This is a genomic window from Streptomyces sp. NRRL F-5135, from assembly GCF_000719775.1.
GTDB lineage: Bacteria > Actinomycetota > Actinomycetes > Streptomycetales > Streptomycetaceae > Streptomyces > Streptomyces hebeiensis.
Window position 1 is genome coordinate 296,574 of record NZ_JOHR01000008.1, and the last position, 15,651, is coordinate 312,224.

At 69.3% G+C, this 15,651-nt stretch carries 14 protein-coding genes and 1 tRNA gene; 8 read left to right on the plus strand and 7 right to left on the minus strand.

Annotated elements, in window-relative coordinates:
* Positions 1 to 99 precede the first annotated feature (99 nt).
* From IG02_RS37845 to IG02_RS0116445, 4 genes are all read left to right on the plus strand, one after another.
* On the plus strand, positions 100 to 534 hold the full coding sequence (locus IG02_RS37845; protein WP_158712318.1) for a hypothetical protein: 435 nt from the start codon (positions 100 to 102) through the stop codon (positions 532 to 534).
* Between the two features lie 467 nt (positions 535 to 1,001).
* Positions 1,002 to 1,208 carry a hypothetical protein gene (locus tag IG02_RS36475; RefSeq protein WP_037803058.1) on the plus strand — a complete coding sequence of 69 codons (207 nt, stop codon included), beginning with the start codon at positions 1,002 to 1,004 and terminating at the stop codon, positions 1,206 to 1,208.
* Between the two features lie 117 nt (positions 1,209 to 1,325).
* Entirely contained in the window at positions 1,326 to 1,451 is a 126-nt protein-coding gene (locus IG02_RS43470; RefSeq protein ID WP_267958510.1) for a hypothetical protein, read from the plus strand.
* An 87-nt stretch (positions 1,452 to 1,538) separates the two neighbouring features.
* Positions 1,539 to 1,976 (plus strand): hypothetical protein, encoded by a 438-nt coding sequence (locus IG02_RS0116445; RefSeq protein WP_158712319.1) that lies wholly within the window; start codon positions 1,539 to 1,541, stop codon positions 1,974 to 1,976.
* A gap of 112 nt (positions 1,977 to 2,088) precedes the next feature.
* On the opposite strand, the gene IG02_RS0116450 is transcribed toward IG02_RS0116445, so the two are convergent.
* Positions 2,089 to 2,322: a helix-turn-helix transcriptional regulator gene (locus IG02_RS0116450; protein ID WP_030747696.1), complete on the minus strand. Its 234-nt coding sequence runs from the start codon at positions 2,320 to 2,322 to the stop codon at positions 2,089 to 2,091.
* Between the two features lie 291 nt (positions 2,323 to 2,613).
* Positions 2,614 to 3,573 (minus strand): LuxR C-terminal-related transcriptional regulator, encoded by a 960-nt coding sequence (locus tag IG02_RS0116455; RefSeq protein ID WP_051765141.1) that lies wholly within the window; start codon positions 3,571 to 3,573, stop codon positions 2,614 to 2,616.
* Positions 3,574 to 3,714: 141 nt separating this feature from the next.
* On the opposite strand from IG02_RS0116455, the gene IG02_RS0116460 reads away from it, so the two are divergent.
* Entirely contained in the window at positions 3,715 to 3,900 is a 186-nt protein-coding gene (locus IG02_RS0116460) for a hypothetical protein (RefSeq protein ID WP_030747702.1), read from the plus strand.
* Positions 3,901 to 3,976: 76 nt separating this feature from the next.
* Positions 3,977 to 4,135 (plus strand): hypothetical protein, encoded by a 159-nt coding sequence (locus tag IG02_RS41595; protein WP_158712320.1) that lies wholly within the window; start codon positions 3,977 to 3,979, stop codon positions 4,133 to 4,135.
* Positions 4,136 to 4,201: 66 nt separating this feature from the next.
* Here IG02_RS41595 and IG02_RS0116470 read toward each other — a convergent pair whose 3' ends face one another.
* Together IG02_RS0116470 and IG02_RS0116475 are read right to left on the minus strand one after the other, a co-directional pair.
* Positions 4,202 to 5,983 carry a site-specific integrase gene (locus IG02_RS0116470; protein WP_030747703.1) on the minus strand — a complete coding sequence of 594 codons (1,782 nt, stop codon included), beginning with the start codon at positions 5,981 to 5,983 and terminating at the stop codon, positions 4,202 to 4,204.
* Positions 5,984 to 6,083: 100 nt separating this feature from the next.
* Positions 6,084 to 6,168: transfer RNA gene (locus tag IG02_RS0116475), tRNA-Leu, on the minus strand.
* Positions 6,169 to 6,828: 660 nt separating this feature from the next.
* Between IG02_RS0116475 and IG02_RS0116480 the strand changes: the two genes are divergently transcribed.
* Together IG02_RS0116480 and IG02_RS0116485 are read left to right on the plus strand one after the other, a co-directional pair.
* The gene (locus tag IG02_RS0116480) at positions 6,829 to 7,599 is read left to right on the plus strand and encodes an ABC transporter ATP-binding protein (RefSeq protein ID WP_030747710.1); all 771 of its coding nucleotides are present in this window, start codon (positions 6,829 to 6,831) and stop codon (positions 7,597 to 7,599) included.
* A gap of 123 nt (positions 7,600 to 7,722) precedes the next feature.
* The gene (locus IG02_RS0116485) at positions 7,723 to 10,266 is read left to right on the plus strand and encodes an ABC transporter permease (RefSeq protein ID WP_030747713.1); all 2,544 of its coding nucleotides are present in this window, start codon (positions 7,723 to 7,725) and stop codon (positions 10,264 to 10,266) included.
* Positions 10,267 to 10,450: 184 nt separating this feature from the next.
* Here IG02_RS0116485 and IG02_RS0116490 read toward each other — a convergent pair whose 3' ends face one another.
* The 3 genes from IG02_RS0116490 to IG02_RS0116500 all read right to left on the minus strand — a co-directional run bounded on the left by IG02_RS0116490 (position 10,451) and on the right by IG02_RS0116500 (position 15,137).
* On the minus strand, positions 10,451 to 11,872 hold the full coding sequence (locus IG02_RS0116490) for a phospholipase D-like domain-containing protein (RefSeq protein ID WP_234314768.1): 1,422 nt from the start codon (positions 11,870 to 11,872) through the stop codon (positions 10,451 to 10,453).
* A 165-nt stretch (positions 11,873 to 12,037) separates the two neighbouring features.
* On the minus strand, positions 12,038 to 13,339 hold the full coding sequence (locus tag IG02_RS0116495) for an SAM-dependent methyltransferase (RefSeq protein ID WP_030747716.1): 1,302 nt from the start codon (positions 13,337 to 13,339) through the stop codon (positions 12,038 to 12,040).
* A 400-nt stretch (positions 13,340 to 13,739) separates the two neighbouring features.
* The gene (locus IG02_RS0116500; protein ID WP_037803059.1) at positions 13,740 to 15,137 is read right to left on the minus strand and encodes an NAD(P)/FAD-dependent oxidoreductase; all 1,398 of its coding nucleotides are present in this window, start codon (positions 15,135 to 15,137) and stop codon (positions 13,740 to 13,742) included.
* Between the last annotated feature and the right edge of the window lie 514 nt (positions 15,138 to 15,651).

A 15,651-nucleotide genomic window follows, 5' to 3' on the forward strand; every position in this document is an offset into this window, starting at 1 on the left:
CGCTACGGATCGAGGGACCCCATGCCCGAGCCTCCCGCCCAGCACGCCCGCACTCACCCTTCAGACGCGGATGCGATTTCCAGCTGGCTGGCGTCAGCAGTGCCTACGCCGAAGGATGCATACGACGACTGGTGGCTGGGGCGCCCGGCACTGCTACGCGGAGGGCAGATCTTCGACGCGGTACGCGTGCAGCCGGAGCTGGTGCACGCCGCCGTCGGCAGCAGCACACCGGCCGACGTCGCCACATCCCTCGCGAGGCGCCTGTCGGCAGGGCCGGTGATCTGCGATCGCGGCATCTGGTATTACGCGCTCGTACCGCCGGGGACGACGACGTCCTGGCGGTCGGCGCTCGGCACAATCCGAGGCCGCGGCGCCTGGATCGGCGTGCCAGCCCTCGACCGGACGCACCAGACCCATCCCGTGCACCCCCACTGGATCGTGACGCCTCGCTGGCCGCGACGGCTGTGCGACCCCGAAGACGTCGCCGAGTTGCTGCGCGCCGGGCAGCATCAGCTTGAAGGTGCCGCGCGGTGACCGGGGCCGCGCAGCCGCCAGCAGCGGTCACACCGTCCCCTTGTCGCGAGGCGCCGATCCCACCCGTGCACGAGCTGAAGTACGGGCAGGCGCGCGGCTGGAACTGTTTCGCGTGTGGGGTCCGGCTCACATCCGGCGCCGTAGAAGCCGGGTGGGCCCGCGGCTCGCAGGGCGCGCACGTCATGGACGCCGAAGTCTGGGCCTGCCCGTGATCTCCTTCCGGCTCCCGCTTCCCGGAGCACTCCACTGGGAGCTCGGCGCCTGCTTCGTCTGCCGCCGACCCGAGCTCGCCACGGTCCGGGTCGGAACGATGTCCAGCCCCGGCGGCCCCGGGCACCGCGCGTACGAGACGCCACTGTTCGCCTGCCGCAGCTGCCTCGGACACCTCACGCTGATACACCACACCGCGCACGCCAACCCGGCCCGGCCCTACGTGACCGCCGGCCACCCATGCTGACGGAGGACTCATGAAGAACGGTGCCCCATGGGTGGGCGATCAGGTCCGCGATGAGGCCACGGGACGGACCGCCATCATCACGGACGTGCAGAGCGGCCGGTACGTGCTGCGCGCGCTCCACGGCGTCTGCCAGTGGACCGCCCTGGAAGCGGCCCGGCTCACCGTGACAGAGCCGCTCCCAGACCCCTACGCGCCGACGCCGGCACCGCAGCGCTGAACTTCCGCCACGGCCGGTGCGCCCTCGAGGAGAGGGAGCCGGACCGCGTCGGGCCTCCGCCCCCGCCTTGTCACAGGGCGGGTCCATGCACCACCCGATCGAGAGAAAGGGAACGGCATGAAAAAGCAGGCACAGGCGCGCTGGGCGGTAGTCCAGGGCGACGAGGAGAACAGCCAGGGTGAGACGGGCTCCGGGTCGGACGGCGGGGAGGGCAACCCCAGCCAGGGCTGCGGCGACAACTGATCAACTGACCCCGTCCATTTGAGGATTGGCGCACGCGGCGGCCCCGCCCTGGAAAACTGGTGGGGCCGCCCACCAGAGGAGAACGCTTTGGCACGCATGATCAACGGCACCAGCAGAGTGACGATCTTCCCGCTGCTCCACACCTGGCCGAACGTCCGCGGCCTCGTCGCCTACACGACAACCGGGCGGTTCGGAATCGAGGCGGCCATGGGCTACATCCCCTTGCCCCACGTCCCCGACGTCTACATTCTGGACGTCGCCGCCCGTCACATGGCCTCGGGAAACCGGTCTGATCACACGGACTGGGCGCTGTGCACGGGCTGGAGTTCCCGGCTCGTACCCAAGCCGGGCACGCTCGACCTGGCCGAGGCCGCATGGTCACTGGAGGTCGACGCCACCAGCGAGCCCACCGGCGGCATGAAGTACGGGCACGGCCGACTGCATGTCGGCCGGTTCGAGCTGGACGACCAAGAGCTGATGGAACAGGCCCGCAGCCTCCTCCCCGATCTCGCCCCAGTCACCTGACCGGACCCCTACCGCCCCGGCCCCGCGTCATCCCCCGTAGACGCCGGCCGGGGCCCGCGGTCTCGACCAGATGCTCTGACCATGTTAGGAATCAGCCATGCGATACGACTGCTTAGTCTCCGACGAGGTCTGACAGCGGCCGCCCTACGGCGCGCGCGATCCTGATCAGCATCCCCAGAGTCGGATTCGTCGTCGCGTACTCAATTCCGTGGATCGTTTTGTGGCTGAGCCCGACGATCTCACCGAGACGTATCTGCGTCAGATCTGCGTCCAGCCGGGCCTCACGCACTCGAGCACCGATCTCCTGACGGCGGGAAAGCTCCCAAGCGGGCGGGGGATCTGGCACCCAGCCACATTCTGATGATCATGGCTGATTGTCTTTCCCTGGCTGGGGAAATTTTGTGATCAATGGCGACCCGCGGCGGCCGCCGCATCCCACAGGAGGAGTTCGTGCCCGAGCCGTGGCGCAGCCAGACCAGCCACCACATGGCCGTGGATACCCGTACGGGCGCCATCGGCTACCTCCTTTCCCGGCGCACTAACGCGTGCTGCCTGGAGCCGCTCGGCGGCGGCCCGGCATGGAGCGCACCCCTGGAGTGCGTCCGGGCGGCAACACCGGCGGAGGTCGCGGCGGTCTTCAGTGACGGGACCGGTCGACCCGACCCCACCACGCCATGACCTGGTAGACCGTGGCCGCTCCGAGCTGCTCTTTCAGCGCCGACAGCTCGGCGGCGACGGTCCGCGGCGCGAGGCCGAGGCGTGGCCCGACCCGGGCCTGCGTCAGCCCGGCGGCGAGTTCGCCCAGGATCGCGGCCTGGCGGTCTGTGACGATGCTGTCCTCGGGCTCGCCGAGTTCAGACCAGCGGACGGCCCGTCCCCACATCAGCAGGAAAATGGACCGTGCCCACGCGACTACGGCCCGGTCGAAGATGTGCCATCCGGCGTCCCGGTCGGTTCCGTCGTCGCGCGCGAGGTGATCGTCAATGAAAAGGTGCACGCCGTCGATGATCATCATCCGGGGGAAGGTGTGTCGATACGCCCGGACGCCAGCGCCGGCGTTCGCGATCTCCTCCACGTAGGCCCTGGTCTGCGCGTGGGAGTACGCCAGCGTCGTATAGAGGCTCTTGACCTCCACGCCGTTGCCGAGGGCGCGCCAGACACGCCCCACACCCTGGCGCAGTATCTCCGGATCACGGTCGGCCGGCTCGCCGGGCTGCGCGGTCAGGATCTCCCGGTCGGCCCGTCGACTGACCTCCTCGATCCGCGCGTTCATCAACTTCCGGGTCGGCAAATATTCGCCGCCGGGCCCGCTGTAGAGACGGTCGGCATCGTAGGCGGCCGTCAGCGTGGCCTCGATGCTCGGCACCAGCGCCATATCCTCGAGCAGCGACGCCATTTCGGTGCGGGCGGCCGTCATCAGCGCCTGCCCGATACCGCGGGGGTCGGCGGCGATGACCCGCTCGGGGTCGCCGGGGTCGGCAGTAACCAGCCCGAGGTCGATAAGCGGCTGGAGATCGCTGCCTTCCGGTGGCGGCTCGCCCTGCGTGAGCGCCCGGTACGCCGCGATGGCCTCCCGCGACAGGGCCACTCCGGACATTCATCCCCCTACTTCCGTTTTGACGGAATGCAAGAACTTGCAATTGCAAAAACTCGCATCGCCTATCCCCTGGTGCGCGCTTGTCACTCGTGTAACCGTAAGGCACGTAGCCATCACACAGTGGACACAGAGGGGACACCCATGCGTACGACATCCCTGGCGGTCGCGTCCGCGGCGCTGGCGTTCTTCGCCGCTCTCGTCACCGCGCCGGCCGCAACCGCTCAGCAGGAACCCCAGACGCCCCAGGCGCCGGTGACCGCCGACCTTGGATGGGGCACCGCTTCGCTCTCACAGTACGCCGACACGGACGATCTCGGCTGGGGCTGAACCACCGCATGCGCACGACGCGGGTCGGCGTCCGTGATCCGGCACGCCGGCCCGGCCATCCAAGGGGGACGAACAAATGTTGAGAATGCTCACGGCCGTCAGCCTCGCTGGCGTCGCTACCGTGGCCGCGCTGCACGTGTCGCTGCGCCGGCAGGTGGACGCGCTGCGCGCCGAGCTGGCGCTGGCGCGCATTGAGGGAGTGTGCCGCAGCAAGGACGGCAACAGGCACCAGTAGCAGGGAGACGGAAACGGCCGGGGTCCTGTCCCATCTGGGCTCCCCCACCAGAGGCCCCCGCCCCGTCTATCCCGTGATGGGCTGTCCGTCCTGTGCCCGACGGGCTGGATGCAGCCCGCAGATCCTCAGAGCGTCCGTACGGGCCCGCGAGAAGGCCGCGCGGACGGCTCCCTGGGTCGTTCCCCAGGCGCTCGCCTCCGTCTCCGCCTGTGGCCCTGGACGCCATTCCGTGCTCGCGTGCGCCGGCTCCTCCGTGTAGAGCTCTTCCCAGTCCCACACCCACTGGCCCCGCGGCTCGTGTGCGGCCGGCTCGGTGACGCGCTCGGTGCCGTCCGTGGCGTAGACGGCCGGGCCCATGGACCAGACGTAGGCGCGGTGCGGAACGCGGTCCCGGATCTCCTTCTCCCCGTTTCCCACGCACCGGATCCACCAGTCGAGTCCCCACTTCTCGACCCGGACCGCGCCGCCGCGTTCGGTTGCCCACCTCTCGGCCGTCTCCTCGGCGTGCGTGACAGTCCAGAACCCGAGCACGGTGCTTCCGACGTGGGCGACGTACACGGCCTTCCCCGGGTCCTTCAGCGGCGTGTTCTCCGGGATCTCTTCCTCGGCGGCGGCGCCGGCCTCCGCGATGCCCAGGGCGCGGTCGATGGTGCCCAGCGCGGCCTTGTAGGCGCCCTTGAGGAGGTGTCCGTACCGGTCGGAAGTTGTCTTGATCGATTCGTGTCCGAGGCGGCGCTGAACGTAGGTGAGGCTGTGCCCGTCGGACAGCAGCGCCGCGACGTGCGAGTGCCGTACGTCGTGGAACGTGGGGTGCTTGAAGTCGGGGAGCAGTCCCTGCTCCTGGGCGGCGGCGACGGCGGCCGTCCACCGGTCGTAGAACGTGCTGTACACCAGCCGGCCGCCGCGCCCGTTGTGGAAGATCAGGTCACCGCTCGCCAGGCCGTTCAGGCCGGCCTCTTGGAGCTCGTCCCAGAGGCCGGCGCTGATGTCGACGGTGCGCCGGGCCGCCTTGGTCTTCGGGGTGCCGAGATACGGTCCGTCGTCCGGATGGATTTTCCAGGCCCGGGAGACTCTGATCTCGTACTCGCCGTGCCGGGTGCGCGCGTGCCGTTTGGCGAGCGCCGTGATCTCGCCCCACCGCAGGCCGGTGCCGTAGGCGACGCGTACGAACGTCTTGTCCTCGGGGCGCTTCAGGCAGTCCACGATGCCGGCGATCTCCTCCGGCGTCATGAACTCCATGTCTTCGCCGTCGTCGTCCACGCCGTCATCGTCCGTACGCGGCAGTCTGACGAGCGGGCAGGGGTTTCGGGCCCGCAGGGGCGGTTCGGCCTCCACGGCCTCGTTCAGGACGCTGCTGAGCAGTCCGTGAAGGTTCTTCAGGGTCTTGGGGCTCATCAGTTTGTGCTTGGAGCCGCGCCAGACCTTGGTCTTGGCCATCTTGTTCACCCAGGCCGCGACGGTGGCCTTGCTGAAGTGCTCGGTGCTGCGGACGTCGCAGTTGCCGAAGGTGGGGAAGAGGTAGTTCTCGAGGTCGCGCACGCAGTCGCGGCGGTACCGCTCCTCGACGCCCGTGCGGTTCTTCACCGACTCGAGGGCGTAGGCGCGGAATTGGTAGCGCTCGTCGTCGGGGGCGGCGGCCGTGGGGTCGATGTACCCCTGGCCCTTCACCCAGCCGGGAGGCCACTGCTGGCCGGCCTCGGTGACGGCGCCCTTGAAGACCTCTGCCGCGATCTCGTCGTCGAAGCGCTCCGTCTGCCACGGTGCCGTGCGGCCGCCGCCCAGGCGCCACTTCACCTGGTAGCTGACCACCTGGCCGAACTTGTCTTTGCGCGGTACTACGCTCGCCATGGAACGCAGACTAAGCCCTGTGTTCCCACGGTGTTCCCGTGAGTGCACAGGGCTGACCCAGATTTCGCCTGTTTCCGCAGGTCACAACGCGGGACGAGGGTGGTGCCCGGAACCGGACTTGAACCGGTACGCCCCGAGGGGCAGCGAGGTTTAAGCTCGCCGTGTCTGCATTCCACCATCCGGGCAGGGCACGCGACGCCGCGTTGGCACACGAGCCTATCGGGACACACCACTCGAACAGCCGAGCAACAACCCGATGTTGTCTTATTTTATTGACGTCTGAGGGTGCGTCAGCACAGGGAGCGGGCCATCGGCACATGCCGGGCGCGGATGGGCATCCGTACCGAGGTCCGCAGGAATGACGAAAAGTCGTCGTCCGGTTACTCAGGTGACACGAGCATGCAAGCGCCGCGCGCGGCGACGGCCGGTCGGACTGGGGCCCTGGCGGGCCCGACCGGCTCTCCGGAGCCGGGGGTCCCCGTAGGGGGCGGGGGGGCGACGGCGGGACACCGGCGGCCCCGGCGCGCAGGGTTCGCATCGCAGGGTGCGCATCGCGGAGCGCGCGGCGCCGGATTCGCACCGCAGGGCGCGCGGCGCCGGAAGAGCCGCCGCCGGGCCGGGCGCCGTCGGGCCGCGAGGCCGGGGCACCGACCGCGACGGCACCTCGTCCGGGCATACCGAGGGGGGAGCGGTCTCGGGGACGGTGTCATACCGCAGGAGGACAACGGGTCGGGTCCGTCAGCCCGAAGAGGGCCCCGGGAACCGACAACGGGACGGACGCCCCGCGGTGGAAACGGCCGTGAGGATGGAGGAGTTCCCAACGACGTCCGACAGGAGTTGTCCACGTGACCACCACCCCGCTCGCCTACCAAGCAACCGCCGTGGCCGCCCGCGCCACCGACCTCTCCAAGGTCTACGGGCAGGGCGAGACCCAGGTGGTCGCCCTCGACCGGGTCAGCGTGGACTTCCGCCAGGGCGAGTTCACCGCGATCATGGGCCCCTCCGGCTCCGGCAAGTCCACGCTGATGCACTGCGTCGCCGGGCTGGACAGCTTCAGCAGCGGCTCCGCGCGCATCGGTGACACCGAGCTCTCCACCCTCAAGGACAAGCAGCTGACGAAGCTGCGACGGGACAAGATCGGCTTCATCTTCCAGGCGTTCAACCTGCTGCCCACGCTGACGGCCCTGGAGAACATCACGCTCCCCATGGACATCGCGGGCCGCAAGCCCGACCAGCAGTGGCTCAACCGGATCATCGACCTGATCGGCCTTTCCGGCCGCCTCGGCCACCGGCCCACCCAGCTCTCCGGCGGTCAGCAGCAGCGCGTCGCCGTCGCCCGCGCGCTGGCCTCGCAGCCGGAAATCATCTTCGGTGACGAGCCGACAGGAAACCTCGACTCGCGCTCCGGCGCGGAGGTACTGGGCTTCCTTCGCAATTCTGTTCGGGAGCTTGGTCAGACGGTCGTCATGGTGACGCACGACCCGGCGGCCGCCTCCTACGCGGACCGTGTGATCTTCCTCGCCGACGGCCGGATCGTCGACGAGATGCTCGACCCGACCGCCGACGGCGTGCTGGACCGTATGAAGGCGTTCGACGCCAAGGGCCGCACCAGCTGATCCGCGGCCGTCGGCGTGCGCCCCGGACCCGCGCCGCGCGAACCGACGGCCCGAGCCGGCCGCCCGCCCTCCCTCTCTTCCGCCCGGCCACCGCTCCGGGCGCCTCCCATCAGGACTTCCACCATGTTCCGTACCGCCCTGCGCAATGTGCTCGCGCACAAGGCCAGGCTGCTGATGACCGTCCTCGCCGTCCTGCTCGGCGTGGCCTTCGTCTCCGGCACCCTGGTCTTCACCGACACCCTCGGCAACGCCTTCCACAAGCAGTCGGCCAAGAACTACGACGACGTGGCCGTCAGCATCGACGTCTTCGACACGAGCCACAGCGACGACCCGGAGGAGCGCAAGCTCCCCTCCGGCCTGGACGACAAGACCCTCGACAAGCTCGGCGCCCTCGACGGGGTCGCCTCGGTGACGCCGCGCGTCACCGGCTTCGCCGGGGTCGCCGACGCCAACGGCAAGCTGATCGGCACCGAGTGGGCCACCAACGGTGGCAACTTCCAGCCCGGCGAGGACGGCAAGGACCGCGACTACACGTTCACCGACGGGACCGGTCCCGCCCGGGCCGGCCAGATCGCGCTCGACAAGGCGACGGCGGCCAAGGGCGGGTACGAGGTCGGCGACCGCGTGCGCGTCGCCGCCGACGGAACAGCACGGGAGTACACCCTCGCCGGCATCTTCACCACCGAGGACGGCGAGGTGAACGCGGGCGGCACCCTGACCCTCTTCGACACCGCGACCGCCCAGAAGCTGTACCGGGAGCCGGGCCTCTTCGGCACCGCCACGCTCAGCGCCGACGCCGGCGCCTCCCAGGAGAAGATCCTCCGCGAGACCGAGAAGATCCTGCCGGCGAACGCCGAGGCCGAGACCGGTCAGGAGCTCGCCGCCAAGCAGGCGAAGGCGATCGAGACGCAGCTCTCCAGCCTCAACCAGATGCTGCTGGCGTTCGCCGCCATCGCCCTGTTCGTCGGCGTCTTCCTCATCTCCAACACCTTCACCATGCTGGTCGCCCAGCGCACCAAGGAACTGGCGCTGATGCGCGCCGTCGGCGCCTCCCGCCGCCAGGTCAAGCGTTCGGTGCTGATCGAGGCCGCGGTGGTCGGCGTGTTCGCCTCCGTGGCCGGCTTCGCCGGCGGGATCGGGCTCGCGGTCGCCCTCCGTTCCGCCATGGGCCTGACCGGCGCGAAGATCCCCGCGGGCCCGCTGGTCGTCTCGCCGACCGCGGTCGGCGCCGCCTTCGCCGTCGGTGTGCTGATCACCGTGTTCGCCGCCTGGCTGCCCGCCCGGCGCGCCGCGAAGATCCCGCCGGTGGCGGCGATGAGCAGCGTGCACGCCGTCGCGACCACCAAGTCGCTGGTCGTGCGGAACTCCATCGGCGGGATCCTGACGCTGCTCGGCGCCGGGGCCATCGTCGCCGGTGCCGCGGCCGGCTCCGACGGGCGCATCATGATCGGTGCGGGCGCCTTCCTGGCGATGGTCGGCATCATCATCCTGATCCCGCTGCTCTCCCGGCCGGTGATCGCGCTCGTACGGCCGCTGCTGATCGGCGTCTTCGGGGTGTCCGGCAAGCTGGCGGGGCTGAACGCGGTCCGCAATCCGCGGCGTACCGGAGCCACCGCCTCCGCGCTGGCCATCGGGCTCACGCTCGTCACCGGTCTCTCGGTCCTCGGTGTCACGATCGGCCAGGCCGTCGACAAGGCGACCACGGCCAACATCAAGGCCGACTACCTGCTGACGATGGCCGGCGCCGAGTCCTTCAGCCCGGAGTCACTGCGGGCGCTGGAGAAGGCATCCGTCGTGACCGCCGTCTCGCCGCAGCAGCCCGTCTCACTGACGATCAAGGACGACTGGGTCGCGGGCTCCGCGGTCACCGCGATCGACATCGACCAGGTCCTGAACATCAAGACGGTCTCCGGTTCGACGAAGACGCTCGCGGAGGGCGGGATAGCCGTCGCCGAGAAGACGGCCGAGTCCAAGAAGTGGAAGGTCGGGGACACCCTGCCGGTCACCTTCGACGACGGGAAGAAGGCCGATCTGAGGATCGGGGCGATCTACGAGGACAACGAGCTGCTCTCCCCCGTCACGATGTCCACGGAGCTGGCCGGGCCGCACGAGCCCGAGGCGTACATCCGTGACATGCTGGTCAAGACCGAGGGCGGCGCGAGCGACGCCAACGAGCAGGCCCTGGTGGACGCCCTGGGCAAGAACCCCGCCGTCACCATCATGGACCACGACGCCATCAGGAACGCGTACAGCGGATTCATCAACACCGCGCTCTACATCATGTACGGCCTGCTCGCGATGGCCCTGATCATCGCGGTCCTCGGAGTCGTCAACACCCTGGCGATGTCCGTCTTCGAACGGCAGCAGGAGATCGGCATGCTGCGGGCGATCGGCCTGGACCGCACCAAGGTGAAGCGGACCATCCGGCTGGAGGCCGTGGTGATCTCGGTCTTCGGCGCGGTGGTCGGTGTGGCCCTGGGCACCTTCCTGGCCTGGGCGATCGGCGAGACCATCAAGTCCTCCATCCCGGGCTACGCGCTGGTGCTCCCGTGGGACCGGATCGCGCTCTTCCTGGTGCTGGCCGGACTGGTCGGCGTGCTCGCCGCCCTGTGGCCGGCCCGCAGCGCCGCCAAGCTGAACATGCTGACGGCGATCAAGACGGAGTAGCCGGCCGTCGAGATGACGGCGTGACCTCATGAAGGCGTGACCTCATGACGGCATGACACCGCGACGTCGCGACGGAGCCGTCGTACAACCGGAAGACGTATGCGGGCCGGATCCCCGACCGGGGGCCCGGCCCGCACGCGTGTGAGGCGCGGCCCGTACGAGGTCCGGCACCTCGTACGGCCCGTCAGATGCCGGCGCAGTAGTCCATCAGGTGGTCGTGGTCCGCCTTGAACTGGTCGTAGACCGCGTCGTCATTGATCTTCAGCAGCGTCTCGTCGTTGGACCGCAGCGCCTGCCACGAGTAGTTGTGGCTGCCGGTGAAGACGATCTTCTCGTTGGCCGCACCCGCGTACACGCCCTTCACCAGCAGGTACTTGGAGTGCAGCCCGATGTTGGCCGTCCGGCCCGCGGGCGGGTTCTCCCAGCACGCCACGCGCTGGGTCAGCTTGCCCGAGACGATGGACTCGACGGTCCTGCCCATCGACGGCACGCCCTCCCGGCCGCCGTTCGGATTGCCGTCGGCCGCCAGGTAGACCTTGCAGCCCGCGTCGGCCATGGCGACGAGCTTGGTGGCGATGTGGTCGCGGTAGAACAGGTTCGCGGCCATCCGTACCTCGGTCGGTTGCGAGGACGAGCAGGTGACGTTGTCGAGGATCAGCTTGACGGTGTCGGTCGCGGGGTCCGTGTTGTACGCCTTGCCGGAGGATTCCTGGCGAGGGAAGAAGTACGTCTTGTACGCGGCGTTGGTCGGGCTGCTCGGCGTCTTGTAGTACGACGCGAGCCCGTCCCCCGAGGTGCCGTACTTCTCCTGGTCGGCGAAGTAGGCGAGGTAGTTGGCGTACAGACCCGAGTCCACCAGCGTCACGGCGTTGTTGAACAGGTCCGTGCGCTGGACGCCCGTCATGTTGGCCGACGTCTGCACCACGACGTCGTCGGCCCCTCCCGTGCTGGAGAAGAGGAAGAACTTGTTGTGGTTGATGGCCGCCTGGCCGATCGTGCGGTTGCCGATGCACGACCGCGTCTGCGGACAGGTCATCACCCACGACTTCTGGGTGCGGTCGGTGCCCAGCTTCGCCGCCAGGTTCTCGTACTCGCCGCCGGGCGTCCGGCTCTCGCGCGACTTGTGGTCGAGGATGGCCCGTACGCCCACCCCGCGGTCGTTGGCGGCGACGAGAGCCGTCCTGACGTCGTTGTCGGTGAAGGTGTACAGCGAGAGGGTGATCGAACTGCCCGCGGGCGCGCCCTGGATGAGCGAGATGACGTGATCGCGGATCCGGTTCTGCGCGGTGGTGGCGCCGGCCGGGTCGTTGAAGATCGCGCCAGGAGTGACCGCCGCGGCCCGCATGACATCGGTGGCTTCCGTGGCTTCCGTGGCCGCCGCGGGGCCGGGAACGCCGACGGCCAGCAGACCGATACCGAGGGCCGTCACCCAGGCCCCGCGCCCGCGCCGATGCTGACGCCGGTTCTGCTGACGTGCGTTCTGCCGGCGCTGGTCCTGCGGCTCATGGTGGTCCTGCCGCTGGTGGTGCTGTTCGTGCTGGTGGTGCTGTTCCTGCTGATGCCCGTTGGGACGTCCGTGGTGCTGATGGTGGCGGCGACGGTACATGATTCCCCCCATATTCCGAATTGCCCCGGTGCGCGGGGCAGTTCGGTCGCGATGCCTTTCCCTGACAACAGACGAAGGAGCCGCCGGACACGCCGCCCGACGGCTCGTTCCCCCGTGTCACTCTTCGGTGTCACTCTTTCGCGATCGGCTCCCCCGCGAAACCCCTCAGCCCTTCCAGGTACGGGAGCGGGCCGGCAGCCCCGACGCCCCGCCCTCCGGGGTCTTCACCGCCAGGACCTGGTTGACGCCGATCCTGTTCCGTTCGAATGAGACGGCCGAGGCGGCCATGTACAGCCGCCAGACGCGCGCGCGGCCGGGCGAGGTGGCGCGGACCGCCTCGGCCCAGCGCGACTCCAGGTTCGCCACCCAGCGGCGCAGCGTCAGGGCGTAGTGCTCGCGGATCGACTCGACGTCGCGGACCTCGAACCCGGCCTCCTCCAGGATGGAAACGGTCCGCCCGACCGGCGCCAGTTCGCCGTCGGGGAAGACGTACGCGTCGATGAACTCGTCGATGCGGTACTGGTCCTCGTCCTTCTCCGGGCGCCGGGCGATCTGGTGGTTGAGCAGCCGTCCGCCCTCCTTGAGCAGGGCGTGCAGGTCGTCGGCGTACTCGCGGTAGCGCACCGAGCCGACGTGCTCGGCCATGCCGATGGAGGAGATCGCGTCGAACGGGCCGTCCCTGACGTCCCGGTAGTCCTGTACGCGGATCTCGATACGGTCGGTCAGGCCCTCCTCCGCGATGCGCTTGCGCGCGAAGGCGGCCTGTTCGCGGGAGAGCGTGACACCGACGACCCGGGCCCCGTACTCCCGGGCGGCGTGGATCGCCATGGACCCCCACCCGCACCCGACGTCGAGCAGCCGGTCGCCCTCGCGAAGGGCGAGCTTGCGGCAGACGAGGTCGAGTTTGTCCCTCTGCGCGTCCTCCAGCGTGAAGCCGGGGATGTCGTCCCAATAGGCGCACGAGTAGACCATGGACGGTCCGAGGACGAGTTCGTAGAAGTCGTTGCCGACGTCGTAGTGATGACTGATCGCCTGCTTGTCACGCCGCTTGGTGTGCGACGTGCCGCGCCGGCGGCGGGTCTCCTCGGGCGGCGGCGGGGGCGGCGGCCACGGTCCCGCGATCTCGACCAGCTTCCGGCCGACGGACCGCATTCGGGGGTCGCGCAGTGGGTGGACCCGGCCCTCGGGGTCGTCGTCACCGCGCTCCCAGATGAAGCCGGCGAGCCGGTCGAGGGCCGCGTAGAGGTCCCCCTCCACATCGATCTCCCCGGCCACCCACCCTCGCGCCAGCCCCAGCTCGCCCGGCTTCCACAGAAGGCGGCGCAGAGCACGGCGGTTGCGGATGATCAGGGTCGGCGCGTCCGGCGGGCCCGACTCGCTGCCGTCCCAGGCGCGGAGCCGGACCGGGAGCGGGGCCCCCAGCAGTTCCTCGGCAAGAGTGGTCAGCCGCAGCGCGGCGTTGGCCATGGCGTACACCTCCGTAAAGGGTGGTTACCGACATGCTCGACACCACGTAAACACCGGGTGTGTTCGGAGCAGTCCCCAATGCACGCAATGGGACAGTAAAATACCTGCATTCACCATGGACTTTACGGTGCCGCACGGAGGCCGGCGCGAAAGATCAGCCGTACAGGCATGGGCAAATGAGTACGAAAAACCACCCGCGCGCACAAGGGCGTGCGCGGGCGGGGCGCACAGGTGCGCCGTGCGGGCACGCGAAGGAGCCGCCCGCACCACGGATGGCGGACGGCTCTTCGGTATGACGTATGAAGTTGTGCCGTTGTCGTGCGGTCGTCCTGCCGCCGCGCGGCTCCGGTACGACGCGCCCTCCCGGCCGGGAGCTCACGCCCCCGGGCCTTACGGAGGGTCAGGAGGCCTTGGCCTTCTCACCCGTCGTAGCGGGGGAGGCGGCAGCGGCGGCGGGCGCCGGGGCCGGCTTGGCGGCCTCGTAGAACTCCTCGCGCGGCGTCTCCATGGCGCCCAGCGAGACGACCTCGCGCTTGAGGAAGACGGCCAGCGTCCAGTCGGCGATGACCCGGATCTTGCGGTTCCAGGTCGGCATGGCCAGACCGTGGTAGCCACGGTGCATGTACCAGGCCAGCCGCCCCTTGAGCTTGATCTTCATCTTGCCCATGGCGATCAGCGCGACGCCCTTGTGCAGGCCGAGCCCGGCGACCGCGCCCTTGTTGGCGTGGCTGTACTCCTTCTGCGGGAAGCCCCGCATACCGGAGATCACGTTGTCGCCGAGGACCTTCGCCTGACGCAGCGCGTGCTGGGCGTTGGGCGGGCACCAGGCGTTCTCGACACCGGCGCGGCGGGAGACCATGTCCGGCACCTGGGCGTTGTCGCCCGCGGCCCAGATGTAGTCCGTGCCCTGCACCTGGAGCTTCTCGCTGGTGTCCACGTGACCGCGCGGGCCGAGGGGCAGACCGTAGCGGGCGAGCGCCGGGTTCGGCTTGACGCCGGCCGTCCACACGATGGTGTCGGAGTCGACCTCGAGGCCGTTGTTGAGCACGACGTGACCGTCGACGCAGGAGTCCATGCCGGTCTTCAGGTAGACCTCGACCCCCCGGCTCTCCAGGTGCTCCTTGCCCCATGTGCCCAGCTTCGGGCCGACCTCGGGCAGGATCTTGTCCGCGACGTCCACGAGGATGAAGCGCATGTCCTCGCGCTTGACGTTCGTGTAGTACTTGGCCGCGTCGCGGGCCATGTCCTCGACCTCACCGACGGTCTCCGCACCGGCGAAGCCGCCACCCACGAAGACGAAGGTCAGCGCCTTGCGGCGGACCTCCTCGTCGGCCGTCGAGTCGGCCTTGTCGAGCTGCTCCAGAACGTGGTTCCGCAGCCCGATGGCCTCCTCGATCCCCTTCATACCGATGCCCTGCTCGGCGAGTCCGGGGATCGGGAAGGTACGGGACACCGCGCCGAGCGCGACGACGAGGTAGTCGAAGGGCAGCTCGTAGGCGTCGCCGACGAGCGGCGCGACCGTGGCGACCTTGCGGTCCTGGTCGATGGTGGTGACCCGGCCGGTGAGCACCTCAGCCTTGGGCAGCACGCGTCGCAGCGGGACGACGACATGCCGAGGCGAAATGCTGCCGGCGGCGGCTTCGGGGAGAAAGGGCTGGTACGTCATGTACGAGCGGGGGTCGACGACCGTGACGGTCGCCTCCCCGTAGCGCATCTTCTTCAGAATGCGACGAGCTGCGTACAGGCCTACGTACCCACCGCCTACAACGAGGATCCTGGGACGCTCCGTGGTGCTCATGCCATCGAGTATCCACCCCCCTCGGAGGGGGTGCTCGTGAGCCCCTTCACAAGGTTATGGTCCCCCCGTGCTACACTGCCCGGCCCACGTGACCCAGCTCATGGTCACCCGGGGAACCGGACGGACTTCCCGAGCGTTGATCATCGCTTGTCCACCCCGCTTGAGCTGGACCTCCGTCCTCCGGTACGGGGCGAACGGGCCACTCGCCCCATACACCGGCACACCGCCTCGCACCCCAGGACACCAGCGCGCGACGCCGTACCGCTAGGGCCGAACGGCCCACTTGGGCCGCGACGGCGGGCCCGAGCGAGGAATTCCTTGTGAAGAACTTCACGAAGTTCTTGGCGGAGGGGCTCCACATGCGCGCCACACCTCACCCTTGGCCCGCTCAACGGATGGCCGGGCTCATCGAATGAGCAGGTCAACGACGCCTGTGGAGCCCTCGTCGGGGCGCCCGTCGGCCAGGCGACGGGCCATCAGGCGGAGGCATGGCACCAGCGGTTCCGCACTGACG